This is a genomic window from Rothia koreensis (assembly GCF_052232265.1).
Classification (GTDB): Bacteria; Actinomycetota; Actinomycetes; order Actinomycetales; family Micrococcaceae; genus Rothia; species Rothia koreensis.
The window spans coordinates 2,709,810-2,734,159 of the sequence record NZ_CP197643.1 but is presented as its reverse complement, the minus strand read 5'-3'; the positions used below and the strand labels follow the sequence as shown (position 1 = coordinate 2,734,159).

The 24,350-nt window shown below is 66.0% G+C and carries 17 protein-coding genes, 1 pseudogene and 1 CRISPR repeat array; of the genes and pseudogenes, 7 read left to right on the top strand and 11 right to left on the bottom strand.

All coding sequences use genetic code 11. From position 1 onward, the window contains the following. Nucleotides 1-78 precede the first annotated feature (78 nt). Both ACTSLZ_RS12150 and ACTSLZ_RS12145 read left to right on the top strand, forming a co-directional pair. Nucleotides 79-282, top strand: coding sequence for a DUF3073 domain-containing protein (locus tag ACTSLZ_RS12150; protein WP_129314628.1), 204 nt, complete (start codon nucleotides 79-81; stop codon nucleotides 280-282). 695 nt (nucleotides 283-977) lie between these two features. Next, nucleotides 978-2,288 (top strand): ISL3 family transposase, encoded by a 1,311-nt coding sequence (locus ACTSLZ_RS12145; RefSeq protein WP_179628043.1) that lies wholly within the window; start codon nucleotides 978-980, stop codon nucleotides 2,286-2,288. 181 nt (nucleotides 2,289-2,469) lie between these two features. On the opposite strand, the gene purM is transcribed toward ACTSLZ_RS12145, so the two are convergent. The 8 genes and pseudogenes from purM to ACTSLZ_RS12105 form a co-directional block, all read right to left on the bottom strand. Further along, nucleotides 2,470-3,621: a phosphoribosylformylglycinamidine cyclo-ligase gene (gene purM / locus ACTSLZ_RS12140; RefSeq protein ID WP_129314630.1), complete on the bottom strand. Its 1,152-nt coding sequence runs from the start codon at nucleotides 3,619-3,621 to the stop codon at nucleotides 2,470-2,472. Between the two features lie 30 nt (nucleotides 3,622-3,651). After that, a complete protein-coding gene (purF, locus tag ACTSLZ_RS12135) occupies nucleotides 3,652-5,298 on the bottom strand; it encodes an amidophosphoribosyltransferase (RefSeq protein ID WP_443095175.1) in 1,647 nt (548 codons plus the stop codon). Between the two features lie 110 nt (nucleotides 5,299-5,408). Beyond that, a complete protein-coding gene (locus tag ACTSLZ_RS12130) occupies nucleotides 5,409-5,810 on the bottom strand; it encodes a hypothetical protein (protein WP_178979437.1) in 402 nt (133 codons plus the stop codon). A gap of 9 nt (nucleotides 5,811-5,819) precedes the next feature. Beyond that, the gene (locus ACTSLZ_RS12125) at nucleotides 5,820-6,218 is read right to left on the bottom strand and encodes a sterol carrier family protein (protein ID WP_443095174.1); all 399 of its coding nucleotides are present in this window, start codon (nucleotides 6,216-6,218) and stop codon (nucleotides 5,820-5,822) included. A gap of 1 nt (nucleotide 6,219) precedes the next feature. After that, a complete protein-coding gene (locus ACTSLZ_RS12120) occupies nucleotides 6,220-7,215 on the bottom strand; it encodes an asparaginase (protein WP_129314638.1) in 996 nt (331 codons plus the stop codon). Nucleotides 7,216-7,252: 37 nt separating this feature from the next. Next, nucleotides 7,253-8,518 (bottom strand): annotated as a pseudogene (locus ACTSLZ_RS12115) (DHA2 family efflux MFS transporter permease subunit); the annotation flags it as partial. A gap of 16 nt (nucleotides 8,519-8,534) precedes the next feature. Next, nucleotides 8,535-9,845, bottom strand: coding sequence for an ISL3 family transposase (locus ACTSLZ_RS12110; protein ID WP_179628043.1), 1,311 nt, complete (start codon nucleotides 9,843-9,845; stop codon nucleotides 8,535-8,537). 116 nt (nucleotides 9,846-9,961) lie between these two features. Beyond that, a CRISPR array of direct repeats spans nucleotides 9,962-10,908; the repeat unit is 29 nt; unit sequence ATCTTCCCCGCGCCTGCGGGGGTGTTCCC. Nucleotides 10,909-11,172: 264 nt separating this feature from the next. Then, nucleotides 11,173-11,871, bottom strand: coding sequence for a hypothetical protein (locus tag ACTSLZ_RS12105; RefSeq protein ID WP_443095173.1), 699 nt, complete (start codon nucleotides 11,869-11,871; stop codon nucleotides 11,173-11,175). An 81-nt stretch (nucleotides 11,872-11,952) separates the two neighbouring features. On the opposite strand from ACTSLZ_RS12105, the gene pcrA reads away from it, so the two are divergent. From pcrA to ACTSLZ_RS12080, 5 genes are all read left to right on the top strand, one after another. After that, a complete protein-coding gene (pcrA, locus tag ACTSLZ_RS12100) occupies nucleotides 11,953-14,511 on the top strand; it encodes a DNA helicase PcrA (RefSeq protein ID WP_443095172.1) in 2,559 nt (852 codons plus the stop codon). 101 nt (nucleotides 14,512-14,612) lie between these two features. Then, the gene (locus ACTSLZ_RS12095) at nucleotides 14,613-16,007 is read left to right on the top strand and encodes an MFS transporter (protein ID WP_443095171.1); all 1,395 of its coding nucleotides are present in this window, start codon (nucleotides 14,613-14,615) and stop codon (nucleotides 16,005-16,007) included. Between the two features lie 207 nt (nucleotides 16,008-16,214). Next, nucleotides 16,215-17,384 (top strand): ADP-forming succinate--CoA ligase subunit beta, encoded by a 1,170-nt coding sequence (sucC, locus tag ACTSLZ_RS12090; protein WP_443095170.1) that lies wholly within the window; start codon nucleotides 16,215-16,217, stop codon nucleotides 17,382-17,384. A 37-nt stretch (nucleotides 17,385-17,421) separates the two neighbouring features. After that, nucleotides 17,422-18,339, top strand: coding sequence for a succinate--CoA ligase subunit alpha (sucD, locus tag ACTSLZ_RS12085; protein ID WP_129314945.1), 918 nt, complete (start codon nucleotides 17,422-17,424; stop codon nucleotides 18,337-18,339). A 133-nt stretch (nucleotides 18,340-18,472) separates the two neighbouring features. Next, nucleotides 18,473-19,930, top strand: a complete 1,458-nt coding sequence (locus ACTSLZ_RS12080) for a protein adenylyltransferase SelO (RefSeq protein WP_443095169.1) — start codon at nucleotides 18,473-18,475, stop codon at nucleotides 19,928-19,930. Nucleotides 19,931-19,993: 63 nt separating this feature from the next. Here ACTSLZ_RS12080 and ACTSLZ_RS12075 read toward each other — a convergent pair whose 3' ends face one another. From ACTSLZ_RS12075 to ACTSLZ_RS12065, 3 genes are all read right to left on the bottom strand, one after another. Continuing rightward, on the bottom strand, nucleotides 19,994-21,196 hold the full coding sequence (locus tag ACTSLZ_RS12075; protein WP_443095168.1) for a VIT1/CCC1 transporter family protein: 1,203 nt from the start codon (nucleotides 21,194-21,196) through the stop codon (nucleotides 19,994-19,996). Between the two features lie 213 nt (nucleotides 21,197-21,409). Continuing rightward, the gene (locus tag ACTSLZ_RS12070; protein ID WP_129314952.1) at nucleotides 21,410-22,669 is read right to left on the bottom strand and encodes an MFS transporter; all 1,260 of its coding nucleotides are present in this window, start codon (nucleotides 22,667-22,669) and stop codon (nucleotides 21,410-21,412) included. A gap of 54 nt (nucleotides 22,670-22,723) precedes the next feature. Next, nucleotides 22,724-24,130, bottom strand: a complete 1,407-nt coding sequence (locus ACTSLZ_RS12065) for a TY-Chap domain-containing protein (RefSeq protein WP_397555944.1) — start codon at nucleotides 24,128-24,130, stop codon at nucleotides 22,724-22,726. Nucleotides 24,131-24,350 lie beyond the last annotated feature (220 nt).

Sequence of the window (24,350 nt, the reverse complement as noted above, 5' to 3'; positions counted from 1 at the left end):
TTGACGGACATTCCGGGGTCGTACTGTGTGCCCATCACAGTGCCGCCAACGGAGCGAGCGATTAAAGGGGGTCACGCCATGGGGCGCGGCCGTCAGAAGGCTAAGGCAACGAGGCAGGCGCGGGAGATCAAATACTTCAGCCCGCAAACCGATTATTCGGCGCTCGAACGAGAACTCAGTGCGGCGAAGGGTCGGCGAGCCGAACGAGACGACGTCCACCCTGAAGAGGACGAGTACTCGGACTACGCGGACGAGTACGACGATCCCACGGGGGAGCGATAAGACCGCTCGGCAGTCACACCTGCCGTCTCGACGTCAGAAGCGCACCGGTTGATGGATCAACCGGTGCGCTTCTGTCTGTGCGCGAGGCGACCGAGGATGATCACGCGTGCGTTTCGGGTGAAAGGGCATGGCCAATCGTTGGGTATCACCCGTCGCGTAGGCCAGCCGTGACGTGCGGCGGTTGGTTCGGGTGGCGGTTGGGCCGGGCGCCGTTGCGCGCGTGGGTGGTCTTACTTCGCCCCGTGTTTGGTCCCGCCACCGTGCTTCCTCTTGCCCCTGTGCTGGGGCTTGCCACCGTGCTGGGGCTTGCCACCTGCGTGGCGGTTTCCCGATTGAGCGGCGGTTGGCGTTGTTAGGTGGCGGTGTAGACGCCACCTATTGGGGGAAAGCGCCCCGGAATCGGGTAACCGCCTCCCTACCGGGGGTCTGACAGCCGTAGAATCGGCCCGTTCTTGCGGGTAACCGCCACTGGATCGGGCAATCGCCACCCAATGGGGTGTCAGGCGCCCTCGAGATCGGCCCGTTCTTGCGGGTAACCACCACTGGACCGGGTAACCGCCACCCAATTGGCTCGTGGGTATCTGGCTCTTCGCAGTTGAGGGGGTAGGTGGCTGAGCGCGTCGGCCGCCGGATGAGGGTCGAGGCCTTCCGATGATGGAAGTTCTCACACTGACCATCTGCCGGAAGACCTCGACGTGCACCACGCTACCTTCGCGACCCCTGATCTGACCGTGTTCTGCCATCTCGACGAGCTCGGCCTCGTGGCCACCGGTCAGCTTTTTGAGCCGGATCGCGCGGTGATCGAGTGCCGCGTCGCCGAGCCGGATCCGTGGTGCCGGGGATGCGGTAGCCAGGCGCTCTCGCGCGGGACGGACACGCGGCGTCTCGCCCACGAGCCGTTCGGTCATCGCCCGACGACGCTGCTGGTCCGGGTCCGCCGCTACAAGTGCTCGGGATGCGGACGGTCCTGGCGTGAGGACCTCACGGCAGCGGCGCCCGAGCGAGCCAAGCTGTCCCGTAGCGGGATGCGGTGGGCGTTGGAAGCGCTCGTGATCGACCACCTCACCGTCGCCCGCGTCGCCGCCGGACTCGGTGTCGGTTGGCACACGGCGAACAACGCGGTCCTCGCTGAAGGGCGTCGAGTGCTGATCGACGATCCCGCCCGGTTCGACGGCGTCGCCGTGATCGGCGTCGACGAGCACGTCTGGCGCCACACGAGAGTCGGCGACAAGTACGTCACCGTCATCATCGACCTCACCCCGAACCGCGACAAGACCGGCCCCGCCCGTCTGCTGGACATGATCGAGGGTCGCTCGAAAGCCGTGTTCAAGACCTGGCTCGCCGCACGCCCGCAGGACTGGCGCGATGGTGTCGAGGTCGTCGCGATGGACGGGTTCACCGGCTTCAAGACCGCCGTCAGCGAGGAGCTCCCGGACGCGCAGGCGGTGATGGACCCGTTCCACGTCGTCCGCCTCGCCGGCGACGCCCTCGACACCTGCCGTCGTCGCGTCCAGCAGTGCCTGCACGGCCGGCGGGGCCGCAAAAACGATCCGCTCTACAAGGCCCGCCGCATCCTCCACACCGGCGCGCAGCTGCTCACTGACCGGCAGCAGACCCGTCTCGAGGCACTGTTCGCGGTCTCCGAGCACGTCGAGGTCGAGGCGACCTGGGGCATCTACCAGCGCGTGATCGCCGCCTACCGCGAACCCGATCGGAAGACGGCGAAGAAGCTGATGACAGCCGTCATCGATTCCGTCTCCAGCGGCGTCCCCGCCGCGCTCGTGGAGGTCCGCAAGCTCGGCCGCACGCTCAAGCAGCGCGCCGCCGACATCCTCGCGTTCTTCGACCGGCCCGGCACGTCCAACGGGCCAACAGAGGCGATCAACGGGCGCCTGGAACACCTCCGCGGCTCCGCCCTCGGATTCCGGAACCTCACGAACTACATAGCCCGATCGCTGCTCGACACCGGCGGCTTCAGGAACCACCTACACCCTCAAATGCGATGAGCCGGGTATCTGCGGAATCGACTCAGTCGCGCCGGCAACCGCCACTGAATCGGGCAACCGCCTCCGAACCGGACAACCCCACCCCGGAATCGGGCACACGGCAGACGCACCCTCGCCTATAGGCCCGGGGGGCCTGGGCGAGGGGCCACTCCGGGGGGGGGGCTTCTTCGAGAGGGGCCGCTCAGGCGTAGGAACCCACCATGCGCACGGCGCCGCCGTCGACACCCTTGGCGCCCTGGACGTAGTCGGGGTCCTGGTCGGCGGGCGCATCGGCCCGAGCCACGGTGCCGAGAACCCATGCGTTCGAGCCACGGTCGTTGAGATGGCGCACCGCGGCGTCGGCGACGGAAGGATCGACGATCGCGACCATGCCGACCCCCAGGTTCAGGGTGCGTTCCAAATCCGGTTCCGGGACCTTGCCCAGTTCACCGATCACGCGGAAGATCGCCGGGATCTCCCAGGACGAACGGTCGATCCGGGCCTCGAGACCCCGTGGGAGGACGCGGGCGAGGTTCGCGGCCAGGCCTCCGCCGGTGACATGGGAGAACCCACGGACACCGTGACCTTGGGCGCCGTCGTCGCCGAGGACCGGGAACGTCCGGGCGAGGTCGAGGACGTCGGCCGCGTAGACGCGGGTCGGCTCCAGGAGCTCCTCGCCGAGCGTGCGCCCGAATTCTGAGACCTCACGGTCCAAGGACCAACCCGCCATGTTGATCACCTTGCGGACCAGGGAATAGCCGTTCGAGTGGATCCCGGAGGACGCCATGCCGATCACCACGTCGCCTTCGCGGACACGTTCCGGCCCCAGCAACTGGTCGGCCTCCACGATGCCGGTTGCGGCACCCGCGACGTCGTACTCGTGCTCGCCCAGCAATCCCGGGTGCTCGGCCGTTTCGCCGCCGACCAAGGCGGTCCCGGCTGCGGAGCAGGCCGAGGCGATGCCGCGGACGATGTCCGCGATCCGTTCGGGAACCACGCGACCGCATGCGATGTAGTCGGTCATGTAGAGGGGTTCGGCGCCCACGACGACGATGTCGTCCACGACCATGCCCACCAGGTCGTATCCGATGGTGTCGTGCACGTCCAGGGCCTGGGCGATGGCCACCTTCGTTCCCACGCCGTCCGTCGAGGTCGCGAGGTACGGCTTCGAATAAGCCGTCAGTGCCGAGACGTCGAAGAGTCCGGCGAACCCGCCCACACCGCCCACGACACCCTGCTTGTGCGTCTCACGGACGGCCTCCTTCATGAGCTCGACGGCGCGATCGCCTGCCTCGACGTCGACGCCGGCACTCGCGTACGTCAGGCCCGCAGTGGTCTGGTGGGGTTGAGCCATCTCTGGTCCTTCTGGATCGGTGGTGTGCTGTTACTTGGTCCGGGACCCGCGGTCCTGCGGCAGAACCAGGGATTCCAGATCCGAATCCGGCCCGGGCTCGCACGAAGAGTTCTTCGCCGTCGTCGCCTCGGTCCGGGAATCGGAGGAGGAGCTCTTCGGTGCCGACGACGCCCTCGAAGCCCGGTTCGGGCGGGAGGTCGCCGCGGAGGAGGAGCGATGGACGTCGAAGAGGTTCTTGCCGAGACGATCGGCATCCGGAAGATCGATGGGGTACTTTCCGGTGAAACAAGCCGTGCAGAGGCGTTCCCGGGGCTGCTCGGTCGCCTCGATCATGCCGTCCTCGGAAATGTATCCGAGAGAATCGGCACCGAGCGACTGTCCGATTTCCTCGATCGACATCCCGTTCGCAATCAGCTCCGCGCGCGAAGCGAAATCGATGCCGTAGAAGCAGGGCCACTTGACCGGCGGGGACGAGATCCTCACATGGACTTCGGCGGCGCCGGCCTCCCTCAGCATCCGCACCAGTGCCCTCTGGGTGTTGCCCCGGACAATCGAATCGTCCACGACCACCAGTCTCTTGCCCTCGACGACGGTGCGCAGAGGATTCAGCTTGAGTTTGATGCCCATCTGGCGCATGGTCTGGGTCGGCTGAATGAACGTGCGACCGACATAGGAATTCTTGACCAGCCCGTTTCCGTACGGAATGCCGGATTCTTCCGCGTAGCCGATGGCCGCAGGGACCCCGGACTCGGGAGTTGGCATGACCAGATCGGCGTCGACCGCGTGCTCGCGGGCCAATTGCCGTCCCATCTCGACCCGAGACTCGTAGACGGCTCGGCCGTTGATCACAGCGTCAGGACGGGAGAGATACACGTGTTCGAAAACGCACCCGGCCGGAGTCGGTTCAGCGAAGCGGCGAGAACGTACGCCGTCCTCGTCGATCGCGATGAATTCACCGGGCTCGACGTCGCGGACGTAGGTCGCTCCCACGATATCGAGGGCTGCCGATTCCGAAGCGACGACCCAGCCCCTGTCCAACCTTCCGAGGACCAGCGGGCGGACACCGTAAGCATCGCGGGCCGCGTAGAGCGTGTTCTCGTCGATCAGGGTCAGGCAGAAAGCGCCTTGGAGCGTCGGAAGCAGGTCCATGGCCGCTTCCTCGAGGGAATCATGAGGATGCTCGGCCAACAGAGCGGTGACCAGAGCAGTGTCGGTGGTGTTCCCCTGGGCGACTTCACCGGCCGACGGGAACCCGGACTTGTCGATCAGCCGGTCGTAAAGATCCGCCGAGTTGGTCAGGTTGCCGTTGTGGGCGAGTGAGACCGTGCCGTGCGGCGTCGATCCCAAGGTCGGTTGGGCATTCGACCAGGTGGTCGCTCCCGTGGTCGCATAGCGGCAGTGGCCGATCGCCATGTGACCGCCCAAGGTCCCCAAAATGGTTTCGTCGAAGACCTGGGACACCAGGCCCATGTCCTTGTACACCGAGATGCGCTCGCCGTTGCTGGTCGCAATCCCGGCCGATTCCTGGCCGCGATGCTGCAGGGCATAGAGACCGAAATAGGTGAGGGTCGCGACGTCCTCGCCCGGGGCCCATACCCCGAAGACGCCGCATTCGTCCTGGGGTGCTCTCTCTCCGGGGTCGATATCGTGTGTGAGTTTACCGTCGGGTCGAACCACGAAAGCTACTTCCTGAATGTGCGGTCTGGAGAATCGTGCCGTTGCCGCCGGTGCGGAACAACGGGGACGACAGCAAGTCTATCCGGAACTGCCCAGTCCGCGGAGGCCGACTATTTTTCGACGTCATCATCCACGCGGACCGCGCGAAATCGCGTGGCCCGTTTGCGAGAAATGCGGTCCGCGATCAGGCCGACGAGGGCACCGAGGACGGCGCCGGCGGTTCCGAAGATCACCGCCATCATCCCGAAGATGGCGCCGGGGGTGTATTTCTGGTCGCCCGGGCCGAGAACGGTCGAGAGGACAGCGACGATGAGTCCGATGACGAGGCCTGTCAGCAGGAACGCGATGACCGACGGCGCCCGGCGCACGACGACCTCGCGTTCAGCAGGCCCGCGGTCGGTCGAGCGACCTTCTGCGGGACCGTGCTCAGGCTCGTGACGCTCTGGATCGGGGGATGTCGCGTGGCCCTCGGACTCGTTGGGATCGCCGGGCGAAGTAGGGGGTTCGGTCATGGTTCCAGGTTACCTGTTCTGGGCGGTGCGCTTCATCGACGTCCGTGTTGCAAAGAGCGGGAGGAGCACCGACAGGTCGCTTCGATTGCCGGATGCATCCACCGACCCGCTCGCTCGCGCTTCCTCCCAGGTCAAGCGCCCTGTGGCGAGTCCGAGCCAGGTCGCGGCCGTCGTCTCGACCACGTTGGGCGGGGTGCCGCGAGTGTGTCGCGGGCCCTCGATCGCCTGTGTCACGCCGAACGGCGGAACCCGGACTTCGACGGAATTTCCGGGGGCACGATGCGCGAGTTCCTCGAGGGCATAGCGGACCGCGGTTGCCGTGGTCTTGCGGCCTGCGGCGTCCGGATCTTCCTCCCAGGACCGGAGAGCGGCGAGGCCGACGTCGTCCGAAATCTTGCGTCGTGCCACGTCAGGCCTCCTCGAACGCCGATCCCAGCCGTACGCCGCCCACCGTGCGCCCTCCGCCCGTGATCGGAAGAGTCACGCGCGGCAAGAGCGAGACGACGTCGTCGTGGGGCACGTATCCGTTTCTGTCCAGAAGGGTCAGGGCCACCAGGGTTGCGGCCCTGAAAGAGCCGTCCAAGCACTTGACCGCTACCGCGGCTCCGTCGCGGGTCCCCACGCTCAGCACGCCCTCGGCGCCGAATTTGGCGACGACGTCGAGCTCCTCCATGACCACGGTGTTCGGCTTGCCGTGGTTCTGCACCATCTCGGGGTAGTCCGCCATCGCGGTGGCCACCGTCGCGACCCGCGCGTCGGCGTGGATGTTGCGGATGCCCGCCCCCAACGTCCCGTAGGCCGTGGCCAACCCGTTGAGGCTGATGGTCGGTACGGGGGCCCCGCACCCGTCGACGCCGACCAGACCCACGGGCTCGCCCGCGAGCTCTTCGACGATTTCCATGACCAGTCGTTGAACGGGATGGTCAGGCTCCAGATAGGTCGCCGTGTCCCATCCGTTCTCCGCGCTCGCGGAGAGGAAGGCCGCGTGCTTCCCGGAGCAGTTGAAAGCAATCCGCTGTTTGCCTTTGTCGTTCGTCAGCAGATAGGAATGCGCCCGTTCGTCCTTGGGGTAGGCCTCCGGGCACTGGAGATCGGCGGGGGAGAGCCCCGCTGCGTCCAGGACGTTCGCGACCACTTGCATCTGTTCGAAGGAGCCCTCGTGGGACCCGGCAGCGATGGCCACCTCGGCACCGCGCAGGGGAGCCCCGGCCTTGAGGGATGCGATCGCTTGGAACGGTTTGAGGGTCGAACGAGGGAAGATCGGGGCCGTCGTGTCGCCGAGGGAGTCGACGACGTCACCCTCGGGCGAAACGACCGCCGCGGCCCCGATGTGGCGCGACTCGACGAAACCGCTCCGTTCGATGACCGCCAACTCGACCGCGTTTTCCCAGCTGAAAGTCTGCATACGGGACATTGTTCCACGGTCGTGGGTGGCTCGTGGACTACCGTGCGGCGTCGTTCTCCCCCTTGACCTTGCTGATGAACGGCGCGATGAGGATCGCGACGACGCCGAGCACACCCCCGAAGCCGAAGGCGACATGGGCCCCGCTGATCTGGGCATCGTTGTCGGACGCGCCCCCGACGACCGCGACGGCTGCGCCGAGGGTCAGTGCTGCGGTCAGCAACGCTGTGCCCGTGGCACCGCCCAACTGTTGGAGGGTGTTCATGATGGCCGAACCGTGGCCGTACAGCTTGTGCGGCAAGGAACCGAGAGCAACCGTCATCATCGGCGTCATGATCATGGCCATGCCGAGACTGAACGTGATGTGGACACCCACGATGTAGGCAATTCCCGTGCCCGGGGCGACCAGGAAAAACAGCCATTCGCCCGCGGTGAGCAGGATCGTCCCGGGAATCACCACCGGCCGGGGACCGAACTTGTCGTAGGCTCGTCCGATCAGCGGTGAAAGCAGGCCCTGGATCAGGCCGCCCGGCAGCATGACCAGGCCGACGGTCAGCACGCTGAAACCCATGCCCGATTGCAGGAGGATCGGCAGGACCATGACCGACCCGAGCATCAGGGCCATCGCGATCATGAGAACGGACACCCCCAGGCGGAAATTGCGAACCCCGAAGGGCCGCAGGTCGAGGAACGCCGATTCGGAGTTCCTCTGGAGCCGGCGTTGCCGGGACACGAAGAGGCTGAGCCCGATGACGCCGAGGATGAGCCCGATCAAGGGCACCAGGTTTCCGGCGACGATTGCGCTCACGGAGCCGAGCGCGTAGACGATGCCCCCGAACCCGACGATCGCCAGCAGGACGGAGGGGACGTCCAGGGGGAGGGCACGAGTCTGACCCGTGGGCTTGAGGACCAAGCTGCCGGTGAAAAGAACGAGCACGCCCATGGGGAGCATGAGCCCGAAGACCCAATGCCAGCTCAGTGCATTTACGATGATGCCCGACAGGGTGGGGCCGATGGCGGGTGCGACCGCGATGACCACGGAGTTGAGGCCCATGACCGTTCCGCGGCGTGCGGGAGGGACCATGATGAGGGTTGAGGTCATGAGCAGGGGAAGAACGATTCCCGTGCCTCCGGCCTGGATGATGCGTCCGGCGAGAATCGTCGGGAAATTCTGGGCAAAAGTCGCAAGAGCAGTCCCCACCACAAAGAGGCTGAGCGCGACGACGAAAAGCCGTTTGATCGTGAACCGCTCGAGCATCCACCCCGTGGTCGGAATAATGCAGGCCATGGTCAGAAGGAAGCCCGTCGTGAGCCATTGGGGCTCATCGCATTTGAGGGTGTAGGTGGTTCCTGAAGCCGCCGGTGTCGAGCAGCGATCGGGCTATGTAGTTCGTGAGGTTCCGGAATCCGAGGGCGGAGCCGCGGAGGTGTTCCAGGCGCCCGTTGATCGCCTCTGTTGGCCCGTTGGACGTGCCGGGCCGGTCGAAGAACGCGAGGATGTCGGCGGCGCGCTGCTTGAGCGTGCGGCCGAGCTTGCGGACCTCCACGAGCGCGGCGGGGACGCCGCTGGAGACGGAATCGATGACGGCTGTCATCAGCTTCTTCGCCGTCTTCCGATCGGGTTCGCGGTAGGCAGCGATCACGCGCTGGTAGATGCCCCAGGTCGCCTCGACCTCGACGTGCTCGGAGACCGCGAACAGTGCCTCGAGACGGGTCTGCTGCCGGTCAGTGAGCAGCTGCGCGCCGGTGTGGAGGATGCGGCGGGCCTTGTAGAGCGGATCGTTTTTGCGGCCCCGCCGGCCGTGCAGGCACTGCTGGACGCGACGACGGCAGGTGTCGAGGGCGTCGCCGGCGAGGCGGACGACGTGGAACGGGTCCATCACCGCCTGCGCGTCCGGGAGCTCCTCGCTGACGGCGGTCTTGAAGCCGGTGAACCCGTCCATCGCGACGACCTCGACACCATCGCGCCAGTCCTGCGGGCGTGCGGCGAGCCAGGTCTTGAACACGGCTTTCGAGCGACCCTCGATCATGTCCAGCAGACGGGCGGGGCCGGTCTTGTCGCGGTTCGGGGTGAGGTCGATGATGACGGTGACGTACTTGTCGCCGACTCTCGTGTGGCGCCAGACGTGCTCGTCGACGCCGATCACGGCGACGCCGTCGAACCGGGCGGGATCGTCGATCAGCACTCGACGCCCTTCAGCGAGGACCGCGTTGTTCGCCGTGTGCCAACCGACACCGAGTCCGGCGGCGACGCGGGCGACGGTGAGGTGGTCGATCACGAGCGCTTCCAACGCCCACCGCATCCCGCTACGGGACAGCTTGGCTCGCTCGGGCGCCGCTGCCGTGAGGTCCTCACGCCAGGACCGTCCGCATCCCGAGCACTTGTAGCGGCGGACCCGGACCAGCAGCGTCGTCGGGCGATGACCGAACGGCTCGTGGGCGAGACGCCGCGTGTCCGTCCCGCGCGAGAGCGCCTGGCTACCGCATCCCCGGCACCACGGATCCGGCTCGGCGACGCGGCACTCGATCACCGCGCGATCCGGCTCAAAAAGCTGACCGGTGGCCACGAGGCCGAGCTCGTCGAGATGGCAGAACACGGTCAGATCAGGGGTCGCGAAGGTAGCGTGGTGCACGTCGAGGTCTTCCGGCAGATGGTCAGTGTGAGAACTTCCATCATCGGAAGGCCTCGACCCTCATCCGGCGACCGACGCGCTCAGCCACCTACCCCCTCAACTGCGAAGAGCCCTGAATCTTCCCCGCGCCTGCGGGGGTGTTCCCAGCAACCAGGAGGCCACCATGCCCCACAACAGATCTTCCCCGCGCCTGCGGGGGTGTTCCCCCTCGCGACTGTCTCGCGAGGATCTCGCGAAAATCTTCCCCGCGCCTGCGGGGGTGTTCCCGGCGGCAAACTCCTCGGCGACCTCATGCCAGCATCTTCCCCGCGCCTGCGGGGGTGTTCCCATGGGGTGTGTAGTGTCTGAGAGCAGATGGCGATCTTCCCCGCGCCTGCGGGGGTGTTCCCCGTACCCCTCAGCGGTCGAGGAACCGGCATAAATCTTCCCCGCGCCTGCGGGGGTGTTCCCAAATGCGCCAGCCTCGACTAGGCCAACACCACATCTTCCCCGCGCCTGCGGGGGTGTTCCCAGGGTAAACCGGCTTATCTCCCTTAACCTGGAATCTTCCCCGCGCCTGCGGGGGTGTTCCCCTCGTTTTGCTGGTCGATAGCCCTATCCGGTGATCTTCCCCGCGCCTGCGGGGGTGTTCCCGAATCCGGGTACTACCTAGACCCCAAATACCGAATCTTCCCCGCGCCTGCGGGGGTGTTCCCACTCGCGGATGGTGAGTATGAAATGGTGATCCGATCTTCCCCGCGCCTGCGGGGGTGTTCCCCAGAAAACGATGACTATTGGTGGCAAGACCTGGATCTTCCCCGCGCCTGCGGGGGTGTTCCCTGGAAGAGTACGCCGAACTAGGAGATGACGAAATCTTCCCCGCGCCTGCGGGGGTGTTCCCTTGTGGACTGAATGCGCCATTAGATCGCTTCAATCTTCCCCGCGCCTGCGGGGGTGTTCCCTCTTCGTCCCGCGTGCCGGTGGGGCCGCCGCCATCTTCCCCGCGCCTGCGGGGGTGTTCCCCGCTGAGGCGCTGCGAAGTCTCTTCTCACGACATCTTCCCCGCACCCGCGGGGGTGTTCCCGAAGGGGACAGGCAGAACTCCCCAGCAACCGAAACCATCACCGCGCCCGGGGACGGGACCACTGGCACCCAGGCGTCGCCGAATATCTTCCCGGCACCGTGGGGCCCAGGACGAGGGGGCACCCGCCCTCTGCCATTCTCCACGTCGGGGCCGGCTGGTCGCCTACGGCTTTATCTTCTAGGATCCAGGCGCTACGAGAGAGCAACGAAGCTGAAGTAATTGGGATAGTTGTCGGGTAAAAGGCTATACCTCCTGCACGTGGGGTCAGCGGCGCGGCTGCTGGCCCTCGAGCTCTCCCCGGGAGAATGCATCCAGCTTTCCCCTCACGAGGCGCACAGCGAGCCACACCGCCTCGGCGACCATGATCACCAGCAAGAACCAGCGTGCGACGACGAGCCCGGCGGCAAGTCCCGGCCATGCACCGGCGGGGTCGGACAGAGCGGCGTCGACCGCAAGGTTTCCGGCGATCGTCAGGACGACGAACACGAGCGGCGGGATCCACAGTGCGGTGCGGCGTCGTCCCCGGATGCCCGAGGCGGCGACCATGGCGAACCACGCGGCGCCGAGGAAGATGGGGGAGATCAGGCCCCAGGACCAGTGGATGGCGACGTACGCGTTGCGACCGGCGTCGCCCAGGCTCCGGGCGACGTGCGGGGCATCGGAGACGAATCCGAAGGGATCCAATTCGGGCACGGTCGTGTGCGCGCTCGCACCCAGCCGGGGCAGGAGCGACGCGTGGAGGTAGACGACCATCAGAATTGACACGACCACCAGCACGCCGGTGATGATCCCCGCGGAGGATTTCTTGGCCGGCTCGGCCTGCGGCGAACGGCCAGTCGTGCCCTCGGCGTCGGGGCCGCCGCGTTGCCCGCCCGGCCTCCGAGAGGTCGAATCGGCTTTCGGGGGCGACGCAGACGCTCCCGCCCGGTCGCCGTACAGCCGTTGCTTTTGTCCCTTCGACATGCCCATATGCCAATTATGGACCGTCACACCCGCAGCCGGGGGACGCGAATCGAAACTGTGTTCCCCTAGACTGGAACCAGTATGGATTTCTTGCGCGACTCTTCCTTCTTCGAACCCCAGACCTCCCAGCCCCAAGGCCAGGGGGCAGGTTCCCGCGGCCCTGAAGAACTGGTCGAGGGACTCAACGAGCACCAGGCTGCCGCGGTGACCCACTCGGGTGCGCCCCTGCTGATCGTGGCGGGTGCGGGCTCCGGAAAAACCCGTGTCCTGACCCACCGGATCGCCTACCTGCTGGCCACCGGTCGCGCCCACCACGGCGAAATCCTGGCGATCACGTTCACCAACAAGGCCGCGGCCGAGATGCGGGAACGCGTCGTCGAACTCGTGGGACCCAGGGCCGAGAAAATGTGGATCTCGACCTTCCACAGTTTCTGCGTCCGAGTTCTCCGGCGCGAAGCGGCGACTCTCGGGCTGAAATCCTCGTTCTCCATCTACGACGCCGCCGATTCCCTCCGACTGATCACCCTGATCGCCAAAGAATTCGAGCTGGACGCCAAGAAATTCGCGCCGAAGGCCCTGCAACATCGGATTTCCGCGCTGAAGAACGAACTCGTGGATGCCGAGCAGAACGCCTCCTCTGCATCGAGCAATGACCCGTGGGAATCCACCGTGGCCAGGGTGTACAGCGAATACGCTCGCCGGCTGCGCGCGGCCAACGCGATGGACTTCGACGACCTCATCGCGGAGACCGTCTTCATGTTCCGCGCCTTCCCTCAGGTCGCGGAATACTACCGGCGGCGCTTCCGGCACATTCTGGTGGACGAATACCAGGACACCAACCACGCCCAGTACGCTCTGGTCCGGGAGCTGACCGGGCACGATTCGGGTCCCGCGGAAACGGGACAGACTCCCTACCCCCAGGGGACGGAACCGGCTGAGCTGACGGTGGTGGGAGATTCCGACCAGTCCATCTATGCCTTCCGCGGTGCGGACATCAGGAACATCACGGATTTCGAACGCGATTACCCTTCGGCCCGCACGATCCTGCTCGAGCAGAACTACCGGTCCACGCAGAACATCCTCACGGCAGCCAACGCGGTGATCCAGCGCAACCCGGATCGCCGGGACAAGAAACTGTGGACCGCTTCCGGAGACGGCCCCCTCATCACCGGTTACGTGGCCGAGAACGAGCACGCCGAGGCGAGGTTCATCGCCGAGGAAATCGACAGGCTCCGCGACGAGGACGGCGTGGCCCCGGGCGACGTCGCCGTCTTCTACCGGACCAACGCCCAGTCCCGGTCCCTCGAAGAAATTCTGATGCGCGTCGGTCTGCCCTACCGAGTGGTCGGAGGGACGCGGTTCTACGAACGCAAGGAGATCAAGGACGCGTTGTCCTATCTGCGCGCCCTGATGAATCCCGACGACGACATCAGCGTGCGCCGTATTCTCAACGAACCCAAACGGGGGATCGGTGCACGCTCCGAGGGCGCCATCGCCAACCTGGCCGCGCGCAATCGCACCTCCTTCATGGCGGCGGCGCGGACGGCCGATGAGGCTCCGGGACTCGCGGCCGCCGGGGCCAAAAAGATCGGGGCATTCGTGACGCTGATGGACGACCTTCAGCAGATCGCGTCCACCGAAACCGCCGCGACGTGCCTCGAGGCGGTCCTGGAGCAATCGGGCTACCTCGAGGCCCTGCGCACCTCGGACGATCCCCAGGACGAGTCCAGGGTCGAGAACCTTGCCGAGCTCGTGGCCGTGGTCCGCGAATTCGAGAGGGACAACCCGGACGGCGGTCTGGCCGAATTCCTCGAGCACGTCTCCTTGGTTGCCGACGCCGACCAAATCCCGAATCGCCCGAAGGCCGGCGACGAGGAGGACGGCGGGGTTTCCGCCGAACAGGTGGCACGGGAAGTGGCCGAGGCCCGTGAGGAGGGAGTCGTGACGCTCATGACCCTGCACACCGCCAAGGGCCTGGAATTCCCGGTGGTCTTCCTGACGGGCATGGAACATGGAATCTTCCCTCATCAGCGGGCCCTCGCCGATGAGAAGGAAATGAGCGAGGAGCGCCGGATCGCCTATGTGGGTCTGACCCGAGCCATGGAGCGGCTCTACCTGACCCGAGCCGAATCCCGGTCGATGTGGGGCCAGGGGCAGTTCAACCCGCCTTCTCCATTCCTCGAGGAGATCCCGGAACACCTCATCGATTGGAAGCGCCTGGGGTCCGCCTCCGGGTTCTCGCCCGGAGGATTCGGTTCGGCCGTCTACGGCTCGGGCTCCTTCTCCGGGGGCGCCGGTCGCAGAGACTCCACGTCCTGGAGCGGTTCGGGTGCCTGGGGCGGGCGGGGCTCCGGTCCCTCCCGGCGGCCGGCCCCCGCGAGCCAGGATGCCGGGTACTCGGGCGGTATCGAGGGGTCGCCCGCGTTGGGTGCGCGCGCCTCCAAGCCATCGAGGGTCAATCAGACGAAGGAAATCCCGTCCCTGTCCGTGGGTGACACCGTCGAGCACAAAACGTTCGGGAAGGGCCGCGTGATCGGCGTCGAAGGAGGCGGGGACAAGACCGTCGCCAAGGTGAGATTCGCGAACGAGGAAAAGCGCCTTCTCCTCCGCTACGCGCCACTGACCAAGGTCGATCAGTAGCGGGCAGCCCTCGTCGGACAGGTCCCGGCGTGCGTTGAATCGCTGCTGACCAGGGGATATATCGGTATGGTGTTGTGCAGACCACACACCGAAGGGCCCTCATGACCTCCTCATCCGAGACCTCCGAGTCGAACCATTCCGCCGCGGCGGACGCTCCCCACCCCACAGATCCGGATGCCGGGCAACGGCGAAAGGCAATCGTCTCCAGCTTCCTCGGCAATTTCGTGGAGTGGTTCGATTACGGGGCCTACAGCTATCTCGCTGTCACGATCGGCTCCGAATTCTTCCCGGGCGATGCCGCACAGTCCACGCTGATGGCCTTCGGGTTGTTCGCCGTCGCTTTCCTGATCAGACCCGTCGGGGCCTTCTTCTGGGGCCACTGGGGCGACCGTTTCGGACGCACGAAGACCCTGGCCTGGTCGATCCTCCTGATGACCGGCGCAACCTTCCTCATCGGTTGCCTGCCCGGGGCTTCGACGATCGGCATCGCCGCGCCGCTCATCCTCCTGTTGCTGCGGCTGGTCCAAGGCTTCTCCGCGTCAGGTGAGTACGCCGGCGCCTCGGCGCTCCTCAGTGAATTCGCCCCGCGCGGGAAGCGGGGACGGTACGCATCCGTGGTTCCCGCATCCACCGCGTCGGGCCTCCTGCTCGGCTCCCTCGCCGCGACGCTCCTGTACGGCCTCCTGTCCGACGACGCCATGGCCTCCTGGGGCTGGCGGCTGCCCTTCCTCGTCGCCGCGCCGCTGGGGCTCATCGGCCTCTACATCCGACGCAAGATCGAGGACACGCCCGCCTTCGTGAAGCACACCACCAGCCAGATGGAACAGGTCAAACGAGGGCACAAGCCGACCCCGCCGCTGGTCGAGCTGCTCACCAGCGCCCCGAAGCAGATGATCCAGGGGCTCGGCATCGTGCTCCTCAACGCGGTGGGGTTCTACGTGGTCCTCACGTTCATGCCGACCTACCTCTCGGAGAACCTCGGGTACGACGCCGCGGCGTCCCAGCTGGCCACGACGCTGTCGCTGGTCACATACATCGCGTTCATCTTCCTGACGGGGTCCGTGGCCGACCGCATGGGTCGCCGCAACACGCTGATCCTCGCGTCCTGCCTGTTCATCGTCCTGACCGTTCCGGCGTTCCTCGTGATGGGCACCGGCCACTACTGGTTGGCCGTCCTGGCGCTGGTGATCATGGGGGCATTCCTGTCCCTCAACGACGGCGCCCTGCCCTCGGCGGTCTCCGAACTGTTCCCGACCGCGGTCCGTTTCAGTGGATTTGCACTGGTATTCAACATCGGCAACGCCCTGTTCGGCGGGCCGATGAGCGCGGTCAACACGTGGCTCATCTCCAGGACGGGGAACACCCTGTGGCCGGCGTTCCTGCTCATGGGGGCGGCCCTGCTCGCCCTCGGCGCGGTCCTGTGGTCGAAGGACCGCTCGAAGTCCTCGATAGATTTCGATCACGCCGAAGAGTCGGTGGCCGAACCCGTTGAGTGAGATGCGACTCAGGCAGCACTGCATTGGGGCGAAACACGACCTTTCTCGTTAGGGTCGGTCCCACCTTCTGAGCTAAAGTCACATCAGGGGAGCGTCTGTCTCCCGCGCCGACAGATGTGTCGCAGCGGATGAGGGCGTTCCACGACAAGAGCCGGATGGGCTGGACGGTTCACCCGGTACGACTTCGACGAAGAAGGACACATATCCGTGGACCTGTTTGAATTCCAGGCACGCGATCTCTTCGAGAAGCACGGTGTACCCGTACTTCAAGGGATCGTTGCCGAAACTCCCGAAGAAGCAAAAGCGGCCGCCGAGAAGATCGGCGGCGTGACCGTCGTCAAGGCTCAGGTCAAGGTGGGCGGTCGTGGCAAGGCCGGTGGCGTCAAGGTCGCCAAGACCGCGGACGAGGCCTACGAGTACGCTTCCCAGATCCTGGGCATGGACATCAAGGGTCACACCGTCAACCGCGTGATGATCGCGCAGGGCGCGGACATCGCCGAGGAATACTACTTCTCGGTTCTTCTGGACCGCGCGAACCGCTCCTACCTGGCCATGTGCTCCGTCGAGGGCGGCATGGAGATCGAGCAGCTCGCCGAAGAGCGCCCCGAAGCCCTGGCTCGCGTCGAGGTCAACCCGAGTGAAGGCCTCAACCAGGCGAAGGCCGAGGAGATCGTTGTCGCGGCAGGGTTCCCCGAGGAGCTGCGCTCCAAGGTTGCGCCCGTTCTGGTCACGCTGGGCGAGGTCTTCGACAAGGAAGACGCAACCCTCGTGGAGGTCAACCCGCTGGTCAAGACCGGTGAGGGAGACATCATCGCCCTGGACGGCAAGGTCTCGCTGGACGACAACGCCGAATTCCGCCACGAGGACCACGGCGGTCTCGAGGACAAGGCATCGACCGATCCGCTCGAGGCCAAGGCCAAGGAGAACGACCTCAACTACGTCAAGCTCGACGGCGAGGTCGGAATCATCGGCAACGGCGCCGGACTCGTCATGTCGACCCTCGACGTCGTGGCCTACGCGGGAGAGAAGCACGGCAACGTCAAGCCGGCCAACTTCCTTGACATCGGTGGTGGCGCCTCGGCCGAGGTCATGGCCAACGGCCTCGACGTCATCCTGGGCGACGACCAGGTGAAGTCGGTCTTCGTCAACGTCTTCGGCGGAATCACCGCCTGCGACGCGGTGGCCAACGGCATCGTCAAGGCCCTGGAGATCCTGGGCGACGGCGCGACCAAGCCGCTCGTTGTCCGCCTCGACGGCAACAACGTCGAAGAGGGCCGTCGGATTCTGGACGAAGCCAACCACCCGTTGGTCACCCAGGCAGACACCATGGACTCTGGTGCCGACAAGGCCGCAGAGCTCGCCCACCAGGCCGCCTAAGACTCCGCCGATACATCTCGAAATTCTTAAGGAAAACATGTCTATCTTTTTGAACAAGGACTCCAAGGTCATCGTTCAGGGCATCACCGGCGGCGAAGGTACCAAGCACACCGCGCGCATGCTTGCCGCGGGTACCCAGGTTGTCGGTGGCGTCAACGCCCGCAAGGCCGGAACCACGGTGTCCCACAAGGCCCAGGACGGTGCCGACGTCGAGCTTCCGGTGTTCGGAACCGTCGATGAGGCGGTCAAGGAGACCGGCGCGAACGTGTCGATCGTCTTCGTCCCGCCGGCCTTCACGAAGGACGCCGTCATTGAGGCCATCGACGCCGAGGTCCCGCTCGTCGTCGTCATCACCGAGGGCATCCCGGTCCAGGACGCGGCCGAATTCTGGGCGCACGCCAAGGCCTCGACCGACGCCGACGGCAAGCAAAAGACCCGCATCATCGGACCCAACTGCCCGGGCATCATCACCCCCGGCGAGTCCCTCGTGGGCATCACCCCCGCGAACATCACCGGCAGCGGCAAGATCGGCTTGGTCTCCAAGTCGGGCACCCTGACCTACCAGATGATGTTCGAGCTGCGTGACATCGGGTTCTCGACCGCGATCGGCATCGGCGGCGACCCGGTCATCGGTACCACCCACATCGACGCTCTCGAGGCGTTCGAGGCGGACCCCGAGACCGAGGCCATCGTGATGATCGGTGAGATCGGTGGCGACGCCGAAGAGCGTGCCGCCGAGTACATCAAGGAACACGTGACCAAGCCGGTCGTCGGCTACGTCGCGGGCTTCACCGCTCCCGAAGGCAAGACCATGGGCCACGCGGGCGCCATCGTCTCCGGGTCCTCCGGAACCGCAGAGGCCAAGAAGGAGGCCCTCGAGGCCGCCGGCGTCAAGGTGGGCAAGACTCCGTCCGAGTCCGCCCAGCTGATGCGCGAGATCTTCGCCAATAAGTAAGCCCGACCAGGCTTCACCGAACCGCCCGGACCGCAGACTGGTCCGGGCGGTTTCGTGTCTCCAGTGCCCGCGCCCGAGGAATATATCTGCCGCGAGAATGTTCTACCCGGTACACCCTCGTCGAAGGAGCCGAATGCAGTCCGTTTTCGCCGAAGCCTTTCCCGAGCTGTCCATCGCATGGACGGGAGACGAACCGACAGATCCCCGGATCGTCATCCTCAACGACAAGTACGCCGAGCAGCTCGGACTGGACCCTGACACGCTGCGAGAAGAACAAGGACTTCGCCTCCTGACCGGGGCGTCGGCCCCCGAGGGCGCCCGGCCGGTAGCGCAGGCGTACGCCGGCCACCAATTCGGCACCTATTCACCCCGGCTCGGCGACGGACGAGCCATGCTCCTCGGAGAGGTCACGGCCAACGACGGAAGCCTCCGGGACATCCACCTCAAGGGCTCAGGCCGCACGCCCTTCGCCCGCGGAGCCGCAGACGGAAAAGCGGTCCTGGGACCCATGCTCCGGGAATACCTGGTCAGCGAGGCCATGAACGCTTTGGGCATTCCGACCACGCGTGCCCTGGCCGTGACCGAAACCGGCGAGGAAGTATTCCGGGACCTCCCGCGCCCCGGCGCCGTTCTCGCGCGGGGAGCCAGCAGCCACCTGCGCGTCGGAACCTTCCAGTACGCCGCCCAGAGCCTGGGCAACACGGACCTGGTGAAAAGGCTGGTCGACGTCGCCCGCGACCGTCACGTCCCAAAGGACGATGACGACGAGGACGGCGAGCAGAACCCGGCCCTGGACCTGTACGAGCACGTGATCGAGGTCCAGGCCGAGCTGATCGCGCAGTGGATGGCCGTCGGATTCGTCCACGGGGTCATGAACACGGACAACATGACCATTTCGGGCGAGACGATCGACTACGGCCCCTGCGCCTTCATGGACGCCTACTCGGCCTCGACCGTGTTCAGCTCGATCGACGCCCAAGGCCGGTATCGCTACGGAAACCAGCCCGGAATCGCCGAATGGAACCTTGCCCGCTTCGGGGAGACGTTGCTTCCCGTGATCGACGAGGACCCCAACGAAGGCATCCGGAAGGCGACAGAGGCGCTGCAGAGCTTCGCGCCGCTCTACGAAGCAGCCTGGATCCAGGCCATGGCGCGCAAACTCGGTCTCACCGGAACCGCCACGGACGAGCAGACAGCCAGAGACGTGTCCCAGGAGCTCCTGCGCCTCATGGAGGGCTCGTCGCTGGACTTCACGAGCACGTTCCGTGCGCTTGCCGACGCCGTCCGCGACCGCGAAGCGGCACAGGAGCTGCGGGATCGGGTCGAGGACCCGCGCTTCGACGCCTGGTTCGTCCGGTGGCAGGCCCTCGGCCCCGACCCGGACCTGATGGACAGCGTCAACCCGATCTATGTGCCTCGCAATCACCTGGTCGAGGAGGCGCTCGAGGCCGCCTACGACGGCGACCTCGACCCGTTCCTCAAGCTCCTGGACGTGGTGACCGATCCATACACCTGGAAGCCGGGCCACGAGGCCTATGCTGAGCCTGCCCCAGCGGACCAGGGGCAATACGTGACCTATTGCGGCACCTGAGCCGGGGAGCGCGAGTGCGCCCCCGGCATCAGGTGTGCCGCCGACGTCGGCGGTGGGGGAGGGTCAGCCCCCGACGGAGGTGCCGAACAACAGCCCCAGCAGGTACGTGGCCGCGGCGGCGCCGTACCCGATGAGAAGTTGCCGGAGGCCACGCTTCAGGGGAGACGCCCCGGAGAGCAGCCCGACCACGGCTCCCGTGCCCAGGAGGGCGATCCCGACGAGAAGCAGCGAAATCACCATCCCCGGGAATCCGGAGATCCCGAACAGGTACGGCAGGATCGGGATGATTGCGCCCGAGGCGAAGAAGCAGAAGCTCGACGCCGCCGCGCCGAGGTCCGTCCCCAGAGCCACGTTCTCCGTGTTCTCCTCCTCGGTCTCGGCCTCCGGCTGGTGGGAGAAGGACGGGTCGCAGTCGCAGGAGTAATGCCCGAACCGCTCGAGGGCGCGGTGGTGCGCGGCCTCTTCGCTCATGCCCCGGGCCCGGTAGATCAATTCGAGTTCGTTCCTGTCGATGTCCAGGTCGGGGGCGACGTCGAGGGTCACCTGCGTGGGACGGGAAGCATCCAGGAGTTCTCGCTGCGACCGGACGGACACGAATTCGCCCGCGCCCATGCTCAGGGCGCCGGCGAGCAGGCCGGCGACACCGCTGAGCAGAACCATGTGCGGGCTCGCGCCTGAGGCGCCGATTCCCATAATCAGTGCGACGTTCGAGACGAGCCCGTCATTGGCACCGAAGACGGCGGCGCGGAAATTGCCGGACAACTTCTCTCTGCCGTTGGTCGCGAGTGCCCTCACAACCTCCTCGTGCACTGCCTCGTCCGCCGCCATCGAACTGGGTGCATCCGGATCCTCGTCATAGGGTGATCGGCCTTCGGCTCTTTGGGCCAGGGCCAGCACGAAGACCGTCCCGAAATGCCTGGCCATGAACTGCAGGGCCAGGGAAGAGACGGACGGACGGGGCTCGGGGTCGGCCTGGGGGCCCAGAAGGTTGCGCCAGTGCTGCTCGTGCCGTTTCTCGGCGTCGGCCATTTCGCGCAGGATTTCGGATTCCCGTCCGTCCGTGCGTTCGGCCAGATAACGGTAGACCGTGGCCTCGGAAATTTCGTCGGCCAGATAGCGGCGCCAACGCCGACGCTGAGCTGCTGTCGCATGGTTGCCAGATCCGGCAGTCGAAGGCGCGCTCCCGAATGCTGATGCGTCAGGGGTATCCGAGTCTCCGCCTGCGTGCGAGTCCTCGGGGCGTGGGGTGATCGGCTCTTGGCTCATGAGGGTGTCTCCTTCGGGCCGAGGCCGCGAGGGACTCCCGCGGAGACTTCGGCCCTAGTCTGTTGATCCCTGGAAGGGGCTTGGGCCGAAGGTCTCGCTCGCCCGCCCGGACGATCCCTGGCCGTGGCCGGGACGGTTCGACGGGTGGGTTGCCGGGAGAAACACTCTCCAGTGTGTCGACAACCCGCTCTGGCACGTATGCGCCGCTGGGAACTACTCCCCTTCGATCTGCCCCACTCTAGCGGTTTTCTCCCGCCGGAGCACCCCTCCGGCAATCAATGCGCCGAACGCCACAACCGCCACGCAGAACCAGCCCGTCAAGGTCCAGCCGCCGGCGATGTAGAAGAAACCACCGACCCAACCGATGAAGGCCGACCCGGCGTAATAGAAGAGGTTGTACATCGCGGTTCCCTGGGCCTTGCCTTCCCCGGCCAACAGTCCCGTCCACGCGGAGGCGGCGGAGTGGGCGGCGAAGAATCCCATGGTCAGCATGATCAGACCAAGCACGACGACGACCAACGGCGACGTCGTGGTCAGGACCACCCCGGCGATCATGACGAGCATCGAAACCAGGATCGTGGTGAGCCTCCCGAACCGGGCGGTCAAACGCCCTGCGATGCTCGACGTGAACGTGCCGGAAAGGTACGCGAGGAACAGCATCGAAATGGCCACCTCGGACAGTGCATACGGCGGCAATTCGAGCTTGAAGCCGACGTAGTTGTAGACCGTCACGAATGCGCCCATCAGGGTGAACGCCAGGAGGAACAGGCTGACCATTCCGGGATTCCGCACGTGCCGACCGATGCGCGATGCGGTGGTCCGGATGGCGCCCTTCGCGGGGACGGGCGTGAATCTGCGCGCCCGTGGAAGAAGAAGCAGGAACGAGATGGCGGCCGCCGTCGCCAGAACCGCGACGGCCATGATGGCGAGGCGCCAATTTCCGGAGAACTGGGCGACGGGCCCCGAAATGAGGCGTCCGGCGAGTCCGCCGATCGTGGTACCGGAGACATACAGCCCCGTGGCCGCGCCCGCATGAAGGGGCTGCGTCTCCTCCGTGATGAAAGCCACGGCGACGCCGGCGAGACCCGCCAGGGCAGCACCCTGGACGAACCTCAGCACCAGAAGCATCCCGAAATGCGGTACCCACGGGATGATCAGGCCCAGAACGGTCGCCGCAATGATGGCCGCGGCCATGGCTCGGTTCTTGCCCCAGCGGTCGGCCACATAGGTCCACGGCAGGGCGAACAGGGCCAGACCGAGCGTCGAGGAAGAGACGATGAGGGCGACCGAAGCGACGTCCCGGTGGAGATCCGCCGCGATCGAGGGGAGAACGGCCTGCGGTGAATACAGCGGCGCGAAGGTCGCGACGCCGGCACAGAACATGGCCACGAGCATTCGCGTGAATTCGGGTGTGCCTCTGGAGTACCCCAACCATTCGTTGTCGAATGAATCCGTCGGAGGCGTCGAAGACACCGAAAATCATCTCCTGTCGAGAGCGGAAGAAAGTGTGCGCAGACCGGGGGTGGGTCAGAGCGTGGGGACCGTTGCCGAACGGTCCTGTTCGTACAGCGCGCCGGACCCCCAACGGAACCGGTACGGGTCGGGGCAACCGCGGCCGAACCTGAGGGCGTCGACCAGGACGTCGGCCGCCTCGTCCAGCGAGAGGCCGGAACGTTCCCAATGCCACTGGTGGGGAGTGGGCGGGGTCCACCCGGCCTCGGCCAGGTATTCCTCGTCCATGGGCCACTTGATGGCAGGCAGGAACTGCTCCGAAACCACGGTCACGGAAACCCCGCCCGGGCCGGTGAACGCCTGCGCGTAGGGTGAGTCCCCGCCCGTATCTCCGGTCTCATAGTCGACCGTCAGGAAATGCTTCCAGGGGAGCTCCCTGATGGCGTGGGCGATCTCGGCGACGAGATTGCGCCACGAGGATTCGTCGCCCGTGGCTTCGCCGATGTGCTCGACCACGCCGATTCCCCGGTCGATCCAATGCTGCGGGGACCAGGACCCCGGTTGCTGCGTGCCGACGTCGTCGGTGTTCCCCCACGGGCCGACCCAGTTCTCCTCGTACCGCGGGTCGCCGCGGCCCGGAGCCTCCTCGTTGATGAGCCGACGTCCGTGGGACAGGGCCTCGTGCCACGAGCCGAAACGGTGCCGGACCGTAGCCAGCGTGGGGCGCGGGGTCGTGTGGCGGGCGACGTCGGCGGACCACCGGCCGTACAAGAGCGCCAGCGGCTTGCGGTTGTTCCGGATGCAATACGTCAGGAAGTCGGCGATCGCGCTGCGGAACCGGTCCTGGGTGAAATCGGGGACGCGGTCCGTGCCGTCCGGCGCGTACCTCTGCCCGGGGGCCAGCCCGATCGAGACCAAGGCCCTGGACCAGGAGCCTTCCCCGAACTGGGAACTCAGAGAACGCGCGCTCGCCGGCCAGTTGCTCCGGACCAGGCGTGACATGCGCGTCAGGTCCTCCGGCATGTCGTGGCGGAAGGATTCGTATTCGGCGCTGGTGATCGAGGCGCCGGGGAACTCGGTCAGGAAGGAGAACGTGGCACCGATGCGTCCGAGAAGCCTCGCGGTCTGTTCGTCGGTGGCACCGGCGCCCTCGAAGATGCGGGAGAGATCCTGGACGATCGCGGGATCTCCGGAGACCGCAATGAAACGTCGGTCTTCGCCCAGATCGAGCAAATGGTTCAGTGCCAGCCAGACCCCCGCGGCCATGAGCGTGCTGTTGAGCGACTCGTCACTGGGGTGGACGAAGCGTTGCGGATACTGGGACAGGACCCGGTCCAGGTGATGCCGTGCAATCTGGGGGTACAAGGTCACCAATCGGTGGCGGCACTCGCTGCGCGTCCAGCCGGCTTCGGCGAGCTCATCGACCAGGGGCCTGAAAGCGTCGAGGAACTCCTTGTACCCTGAGCCTTCCGAATCGACCATGTTCCCTTCATCCCACCGAGATTGGACCGCCGTGCGGCGGGGCGAAAGACGGGAGCGAACCTCCGTCACTGACTGCGTCTTTCCTTATGAGAGTATGCATCGCCGCCCAGGCATGCCAAGGACGGAACCGGATATTACCTGTTGCTTCGCTCTCCTTCGCCGATGTGACGACGCATGAAAGTGCCCCCGTCCCTGAAACAGGGCGGGGGCACTCGTCATG